Origin of the sequence: Novosphingobium lindaniclasticum LE124 (assembly GCF_000445125.1) — a bacterium.
In the GTDB taxonomy this organism is placed as follows: Bacteria; Pseudomonadota; Alphaproteobacteria; order Sphingomonadales; family Sphingomonadaceae; genus Novosphingobium; species Novosphingobium lindaniclasticum.
This window is the reverse complement of the sequence record NZ_ATHL01000057.1, coordinates 1-8,138: the sequence shown is the minus strand read 5'-3', so window position 1 is coordinate 8,138 and position 8,138 is coordinate 1. Positions and strand designations below refer to the sequence as shown.

Sequence of the window (8,138 nt, the reverse complement as noted above, 5' to 3'; positions counted from 1 at the left end):
GGCGGCGCGGTGCCGCTCGTCGGCGTCGGGGGCATCGCCACGGCGCAAGACGCCTGGGCGCGCATCCGCGCCGGCGCCAGCCTGGTGCAGGTCTATAGCGCCATGGTCTACGAGGGCCCGGGCATCGCCAGGGCTCTCTGCAAGGGCTTGGAAGCGCTGATGAAGCGCGACGGCTTCGCCTCGATCGCCGAGGCGGTCGGGACCGAATAAGGCGAAAACCGTTGTTACCGGAGTGCGTCCGGATGCGGCTATGCTTGTCGCAACCTCCGCACGCGCCTAGACGTTGATCAGAACGGACAATTCCGCATGGCAAGAGAGGACGAGCCCGGCATGGATCTTGGTGACTTCGACAAGTGCACCAACCTGGTATCGCTGTTCCTCACGCAGGCAGACAGGCTTGGCGATTCGCCGATGCTCTGGTCCAAGCAGGATGGCCGGTGGCATTCCACGAGCTGGTCGGAAGCGGCGCGGCAGGTCGGCCTGATTGCGGCCTCGCTGCGGCGCATGGGGCTTCAGCCGGGCGACCGGGTCGTGGTCGTATCGGAAAACCGGCCGGAATGGTGCCTTGCCGATCTCGCGATCATGGCGGCGGGCTGCGTCACCGTGCCGGCCTATACCACCAATACCACGCGCGATCACATCCACATCCTGGAGAACTCCGGCGCGCGCGCGGCGATCGTCTCCACCGCGAAGCTGGGCAAGGCGCTGCTCCCCGCCATTGTCCAGACGGACCTGTGCCGTCACGTCATCGGCATGGAAGCCCTGCCGCCGATGCAGGGCGGCGCCTATGAAGTCCACGCTTGGGCCGCACTGCTGGAAGGAGACGCTGCGAAGGCACGCGCCGAGATCGACGAGCGCATCGCGACCTTCCGCCGCCGCGACCTCGCCTGCATCATCTATACCAGCGGCACCGGCGGCGCGCCGCGCGGGGTGCGCCAGCACCACGGCATGATCCTGACCAACGTGGCCGGCTGCGCGCAGATCATCTTCGACGACTTCGGCTGCGACGAGGGTGAGACGTTCCTCTCCTTCCTGCCGCTCAGCCATGCTTACGAGCATACCGGCGGCCAGTACCTGCCGATCGCGATGGGCGGGCAGATCTACTATTCCGAAGGTCTCGACAAGCTGGCGTCCAACATCGAGGAAGTGCGGCCGACGATCATGGTGGTCGTCCCGCGCCTATTCGAGGTGCTGCGCACGCGCATCATGAAGCAGATCGAGAAACAGGGCACGATCCCGGCGCGGCTGATGGAAATGGCCCTGGGGATCGCCGGGCGCGAGCAGGCCGGCCGTCGCCGCCTGCTTGACTATCCGCTCGACCTGGTTATCGAGCGGACGCTGCGGCCCAAGGTTCGCGCCAAGTTTGGCGGCCGAATCAAGGCGCTCGTTTCGGGCGGTGCCCCGCTCAATCCCGAGATCGGCGCGTTCTTCGATGCCATGGGGCTGACGCTCCTTCAGGGTTACGGCCAGACGGAAGCCGGGCCGGTGATCAGCTGCAACCGCCCCGCCGCCGGAATCAAGCACGACACCGTCGGGCCGCCGATGCGCGGAGTCGAAGTGCGGATCGCCGAGGACGGCGAAATCCTGGTGCGCGGCGAACTGGTCATGGAAGGCTACTGGCAGAACGGCGCCGCCACCGAGGCGGTGCTGAAGGACGGCTGGCTTCACACCGGCGACATCGGCCATATCGACGATCGCGGGCGGATCATGATCACCGACCGCAAGAAGGACATGATCGTCAACGACAAGGGCGACAACGTCTCTCCGCAGAAGGTGGAGTCGATGCTGACGCTTCAGCCGGAGATCGCGCAGGCCATGGTCCATGGTGACCGCAAGCCCTATATCGTCGGCCTGATCGTACCCGATGCCGACTGGGCGCTGGAATGGGCCAAGGCCAATGGCGAAAAGTTCGACTTCAAGGCGCTGCAGGGCCTCCCCGCTTTCCGCGCCGCGATCCGCAGCGCGATCGACCGGGTCAATGCCGACCTTTCGGTGATCGAGAAGGTCCGCCAGTTCACGTTCGCCGACGAGCCATTCGGCATCGAGAACGAGGAAATGACCCCCAGCCTCAAGATCCGCCGCCACAAGCTCAAGGAACGCTACGGCGAGCGGATGGACGCGCTCTACCGGAATTGACGAGGGCCGACCTTTCCTCGTCACGCCAGCTTTTACGCAGTTCGTGGCGTGACGGACTTTTCTGTCACGGCACCAGGGTGGTGAACAGGTAGGTCGAGAAGATCACCAGATGCACCATGCCCTGCACGAGCGTGGTCCGTCCGGTGCTCAGGGTCATCGTCGCCACCAGGAGGGTCAGGCCGAGCAGGGCGATCGACTTGAACGAGAGGCCGAGTTCGAGGTCCAGTCCCATCGCCATCGAGGCGATCGCCACGGCGGGAATCGTCAGGCCGATCGTCGCCAGCGCAGAGCCGATGGCGAGGTTGAGGCTGGTCTGCACCCGGTTGGCCCGCGCCGCGCTCAGAGCCGCGAGGCTTTCCGGCGCGAGAACGAGTGCGGCGATGATGATGCCGACCATGGCATGCGGTGCCCCCATGGCCGCCACGCCCGCCTCGATCGAGGGGGACAGCGCCTTGGCGAGCAGCACCACCGGTATCAGCGCCAGTGGCAGCATGACGGCGGCGGCCACGGCCTTCGCCTTTGGGACGGGATCGTGCACGCCATCGATCTCCTCCGGATAGAGGAAGTGGTCGCGGTGGCGGATGGTCTGGGCGACCACGAAAGTCGCGTAGAGCATCAGGGCGTCCACGGCGACGAAGATCAGCTGGTTGGCGTTGTAGAAAGGCCCGACTTCGCTGGTGGTATAGTTGGGCAGGACCAGCGTCAGGACGGAAAGCGTCGCCAGGATCGCCAGTCCGTGATTTACGCCTGACTGGGTATAGCCCTGCTCATGGTGCCGCCCTCCGCCCAGCAGCAGGCAAACGCCGACGATGCCGTTGATCGTGATCATCACCGCCGCGAAAACGGTATCGCGCGCCAGTGCCTGGGCGCCGTTCCCCTCGCTCAGCATGATCGAGATGATCAGCGAGGTTTCGATCACGGTGACGGCGAAGGCCAGGATCAGGGTGCCGAACGGTTCGCCTACGCGGTGCGCGATCACTTCGGCATGGTAGACGGCCGACATGATCGCACCGCCCAGCACCAGTGCCAGGGCCACCGCCATGGCTATTCCCGAAGGCTTGCCCAGAACGACGGCCAAAAGCGCGATGAAGGGAACGACGATGGACCAGGAGGCCAGCCCGAAGCGGGGGAATGTCGCGGACTTGAGGGCGGCGGCGGGGGGCATTTCACTCATGCCGGACACTATAGGGAGAAACGGGAAAAGGGCCAGTTTCCGCCAAAAAATTACAAGATTGCGATCGAGCGACACGCGAAAGGACCGATGCGCTCCTGCTTGTCGATCGAAGCGGCTGACAATCTGCGAAATCCACGAGGAACGGCCTTGCCAGGGCCATGGCGGCTGCGGCATGACGAAATCGTGCTTTCGCAGAAAACCCGTTACGCCATCCGCGCCATGCAGCATCTTGCCGACAACTACGGTCAAGGTCCGATCCAACTCGCGCAGATCGCGGAAGCGCAAAACATACCTGCCAAGTTCCTGACGACGATCCTTTCCGAACTGAGCCGGTTCGGCATCGTCGATTCGCAGCGCGGCAAGGATGGCGGCTATCGGCTGGCGGTTTCCCCGATCGACATCACCTATGGCGACCTGATCCGCCTGATGCGCGGGTCGCTGGCTCTCGTGCCCTGCGCCAGCCGCTTCGCGCATGAGAAATGCAAAAACTGCCTTGAGGAAGGCGATTGCCGTACCCGGGCGTTGATGCTGGAAGTTCGCGACCGTACCGCCGAGCTGCTGGACGGAGTACGACTTTCGGATCATATCGATCTCGTTCCGGCGCAGGCCGACAGCGAAGGCTGACGCGTCCGGCGCTTCACCGCGCCACGGACACCCCATTGATTTAAAGCCTTTAAGGATCCGTTGGAGGCGGTCGATCCATCACGTTCCGGCGAAATCGCCATGAGGATCAAAGGGCGAAGGCGGAGATCGCCTCGGCGTAAATAGATTTTGCTTCAACGCGAAAACGAGAAACTTTTGGCTAGGCTTATTGTCAACTTTTTAAGTTGAGAATACTGAGGGGTTGCGGCGGGAAAGTGCCGCGCTCTGAGGAAGATTCGCCATGTCTCAACCGTCATCGGACAACCAGCGAGCGGGACTGCACCTCGCCAGGCGGCCCGCAGGCGATGCAAAAGGCATCGCTGCCAAGCCCGCACCGCTCGAGGTGATTGCCGAAGCCCTCGACCAGATGCGCTACGGCGTCATCCAGCTGACAGTTCACGATGGAAAGCTGGTCCAGCTCGACATCACCGAAAGGCGGCGCTTCGCCTCATAGGCGCGCGCCCGGATTCATCACCGACCTTCTGCCAAGCAGACCGGACCGCCGGATGTGAGGCCCTTCGCACAAGAGCAACAAGGGGGACTCCATGAGAAAGATCATCCGCGGGCCGCTGCCGGCCCCGCTTCCGCTCGCCTGCCTGACGTTTACGATCGCGCCTTTGATGATGGCCGCCACACCGGCCCGGGCGAACGACCCGGCACCTTCGGCGGTCCCGGCCGCGAGCGCGGCTGCAAGCGCGGCCGATACCGCCGCCGAGGAACAGGACTCGCCCACCTCCGTCGGCACCGGCGCGCATGATCGCGGCAACGAGATCTTCGTGACGGCACGTCGCCGACAGGAGTCGAGCCAGGAGGTGCCTTTGGCGATCTCCGTGGTGGGCGGGGAGCACATCGATTCCACCGGCTCTTTCAACGTCGGCCGCCTGCAACAGCTGACGCCGACCCTTCAGTTCTATTCGTCGAACCCCCGCAACACCGCCGTGAACATCCGCGGCCTCGGCGTGCCGTTCGGCCTCACCAACGACGGCATCGAGCAAGGCGTCGGCATCTACGTCGACGACGTCTACAACTCGCGCGTCGCCTCGGCGACGTTCGACTTTCTCGATGTCGCCCAGATCGAAGTGCTGCGCGGCCCGCAGGGCACGCTCTACGGCAAGAACACAACGGCCGGCGCGATCAACATCACGACCAACCAGCCGACCTTCGATTTCGAGGGCAAGGCCGAGGTCTCGATCGGCAACTACAACTTCAAGCAGGCCAAGGCCGCGATCTCCGGCCCCCTGACCGACAGGCTGGCGGCTCGCCTCGCGATCTCGTCGACCAGCCGCAAGGGCACGATCTACAACGTCGTCACCGGCGAGCACATCCAGGGACAGGACAACCTGGGCCTGCGCGGCCAGTTGCTGTGGAAGCCGACGGATAACCTGGACATCACCCTCGCGGGTGACTTCAGCGCGCAGGACGCCAACTGCTGCGGCTCGGTCTATGTCCGCACCGGCCTGACCCAGCGCGCGCTCAACCGCCAGTTCGAAGCACTCGCCGCCGCACAGGGCTATGCCCCGCCAAGCCGCAACGCCTTTGACCGCCTGACCGATCTCGACACCGACTTGCGCGCCAAGAACAAGATCGGGGGCGCTTCGCTGCGCGTGAAATGGGATCTGGGCGAGGGTAGCCTGACGTCGATCAGCGCCTGGCGGTTCTGGGACTGGGATCCTTCGAACGACCGCGATTTCACCGGCCTGCCGATCGTCGCGCTGTCGCAGAACCCCTCGCAGCAGGACCAGTATACCCAGGAACTGCGCTACAACTACAGCAGCGACAAGATCGACTTCGTGGTCGGCGCCTTCGGTTTCTACCAGCGGATCGATACACAGGGCACCGAGGCGCACGGCGCCGCCTCCAGCCGGTGGAACATCAATCCAGGCAGCGATACGGTCGTGCCGCCGGGCTCCTCGGGCTGCGGCCCTACCGCCGCGCAGCAGCTTGCCTGCAATCCGGCCACGCTGAACGGCCTCACCGCGTACAACACCCAGTATCTGAAGAACACCAGCGCGGCCCTGTTCGGTCAGTTGAGCTGGCACATCACGCCTGAGCTGACCATCCAGCCCGGCGTCCGCCTGAATTACGACAAGAAGGAAGGCTACTACCTGCGCCAGGTGTTCGACAGCGCCGGCAACCCGGTGCTGACCACCGGCCCGGCCAGTGCCATCAAGACGGCGCAGCTCGCGATCTTTACCCCGCAGGAGATCTCGCCCGAGTTCAGCGACTGGAACTTCAGCTACGACTTCACGGCCAGCTACAAGGTCGCTCCGGACGTTCTGGTCTATGCGACTTATGCCAAGTCGTTCAAGTCGGGCGGCATTAACCAGAACGGTGTCCCTACCGACACCCAGAACAACCCGATCCTGGCCGCCGCCACGGTGAAGCCGGAGGACGTCGATCATTACGAGCTGGGCATCAAGTCGCAGTTCTGGGATCGCCGGGCGACGCTCAACCTCTCGATCTTCCGTACCGACATCAAGAACTACCAGGCCAATGTGAACAACGGTCAGTTCGGCGTGCTGCGCGGCTACCTCGCCAACGCCGGCGCGGTGCGGTCGCAGGGCGTGGAAGCGGACTTCTCCGTCCGCCCCAGCGAGCGTTTCAACCTCTACGCGAACGGAGCCTACACCGACGCCACCTACCGCCGCTTCTCCGACGCGCCGTGTCCGCCGGAGCTTTCCGGCGGCACCACCGTCACCGGCACGCAGACGCCGGGAGCCGCCGGCGTGCCGAACTCGCTGAGCCCTGCCAATTGCAACATTTCCGGCCAGCGCCTTCCGGGGGTTTCGAAATGGTCGTTCTCGTTCGGAGCGGAAGTCAACAATCCGGCCACACTGTTCGGCAAGGAAGGCGAAGTCTACTTCGGCTATGACGGCAGCTATCGTTCGAACTTCTCGTCCAACCCCTCGCCCTCGGCCTATACCTGGGTGGATGGCTACAGCCTCTCGAACTTCCGCCTCGGCTTCCGGGCCGAAAGCGGGTTTGACATCTATGGCTGGGTTCGCAATGCCTTCGATCAGAACTACTTCGACCAGCTCTTCGTCGGTCCCGGCAACACCGGTCTGATCGCAGGGCTTCCCGGCGATCCGCGCACCTGGGGCCTGACCGTCCGGTACGGCTTCTGATTTTCGCAGTTACAGGAACAGGGAGGACAACCTCATGTTCGATCTCGGCATAAGCCCGGGCGACCTCGTGCCTTTCATCATCGTCGGATTTGCCGCGCAGGTCATCGACGGTGCGCTCGGCATGGCCTTCGGCGTCATTTCCCAGACGATGCTCGTCAGCGTCCTGGGCGTGGCGCCGGCGGCTGCCTCCGCCACCACCCATCTGGTGGAGATATTCACGACCGGAGCCTCCGGCGCGAGCCATATCGTCCATCGCAACGTCGATTGGGGGCTGTTCAAGCGGCTCGTCCCGTTCGGCGTGGCTGGAGGCGTGACGGGCGCCTATCTGCTTTCCAACATCGACGCTTCCGTCGCCCGCCCCTACATCATGCTCTATTTGACCGGGATCGGCTTCTATCTGCTGGTCAAGGCGATCCGCATGTCGAAGCCGCGTTTCGAGGATCCGCGCACGACCCGGCCCCTGGCGGCAGTGGGCGGCTTTCTCGATGCGGCGGGCGGCGGCGGCTGGGGGCCGGTGGTCACTTCGAACCTCTTGATCCAGGGCGGCGACCCCGCAAAAGTGATCGGCACGGTAAACACGGCCGAGTTCCTGCTCGCCCTGACCATTTCGATCTCGTTCATAGCCACGCTCGGCGTCAGCGCTTTCGGCGTGGCGACGCTCGGGATGATCATCGGCGGCGTTGTGGCGGCTCCGTTCGGCGCCTATCTCGCCAAGCGGATACCGCCGCGCGTGTTGCTCTTCGCGGTTGCTCTCGTTCTCATTGCGACGAGCCTCTTCAGCATATTTAAGGCTTGGGACCTCATATCGGGTCTTTGATAGGCAGAGTTGGTGGCCTTCGCGGGGGTGTTTCGGGGAATCCGGAACGCCCCCGCTTCGTTTCGGAACGAGAGCGGCGAAGAGAACGCCCAGAAAGCCGCAGATATCCGCGCGTTCGAAAAATATGTCGTTTTTTTGAAATTAGCGTGTTGACCGAATCAATGGTGGGTCCTAGAGGGCGTTTCACCGCAGCGGACCACCTGGTTCTGGTGCGGTCGCCAAGACATTACGGGCAACATGCTCC

Annotated in this window: 6 protein-coding genes and 1 pseudogene; 6 read left to right on the top strand and 1 reads right to left on the bottom strand. The window is 63.9% G+C overall.

The window, feature by feature from the left end; genetic code table 11:
* Together L284_RS0123975 and L284_RS33145 are read left to right on the top strand one after the other, a co-directional pair.
* Positions 1 to 210, top strand: a pseudogene (locus tag L284_RS0123975) (quinone-dependent dihydroorotate dehydrogenase); the annotation flags it as partial.
* A gap of 120 nt (positions 211 to 330) precedes the next feature.
* Positions 331 to 2,136, top strand: coding sequence for an AMP-dependent synthetase/ligase (locus L284_RS33145; protein ID WP_021233617.1), 1,806 nt, complete (start codon positions 331 to 333; stop codon positions 2,134 to 2,136).
* 64 nt (positions 2,137 to 2,200) lie between these two features.
* On the opposite strand, the gene L284_RS33140 is transcribed toward L284_RS33145, so the two are convergent.
* The gene (locus L284_RS33140; RefSeq protein ID WP_081673943.1) at positions 2,201 to 3,310 is read right to left on the bottom strand and encodes a calcium:proton antiporter; all 1,110 of its coding nucleotides are present in this window, start codon (positions 3,308 to 3,310) and stop codon (positions 2,201 to 2,203) included.
* Positions 3,311 to 3,493: 183 nt separating this feature from the next.
* On the opposite strand from L284_RS33140, the gene L284_RS33135 reads away from it, so the two are divergent.
* The 4 genes from L284_RS33135 (at position 3,494) to L284_RS33120 (ending at position 7,894) form a co-directional block, all read left to right on the top strand.
* On the top strand, positions 3,494 to 3,934 hold the full coding sequence (locus L284_RS33135) for an RrF2 family transcriptional regulator (protein WP_031341878.1): 441 nt from the start codon (positions 3,494 to 3,496) through the stop codon (positions 3,932 to 3,934).
* 259 nt (positions 3,935 to 4,193) lie between these two features.
* Positions 4,194 to 4,406: a YezD family protein gene (locus L284_RS33130; protein WP_021233614.1), complete on the top strand. Its 213-nt coding sequence runs from the start codon at positions 4,194 to 4,196 to the stop codon at positions 4,404 to 4,406.
* Positions 4,407 to 4,575: 169 nt separating this feature from the next.
* The gene (locus L284_RS33125) at positions 4,576 to 7,077 is read left to right on the top strand and encodes a TonB-dependent receptor (protein WP_052018364.1); all 2,502 of its coding nucleotides are present in this window, start codon (positions 4,576 to 4,578) and stop codon (positions 7,075 to 7,077) included.
* A gap of 34 nt (positions 7,078 to 7,111) precedes the next feature.
* Positions 7,112 to 7,894 (top strand): sulfite exporter TauE/SafE family protein, encoded by a 783-nt coding sequence (locus L284_RS33120; protein ID WP_021233612.1) that lies wholly within the window; start codon positions 7,112 to 7,114, stop codon positions 7,892 to 7,894.
* Positions 7,895 to 8,138: the final 244 nt, after the last annotated feature.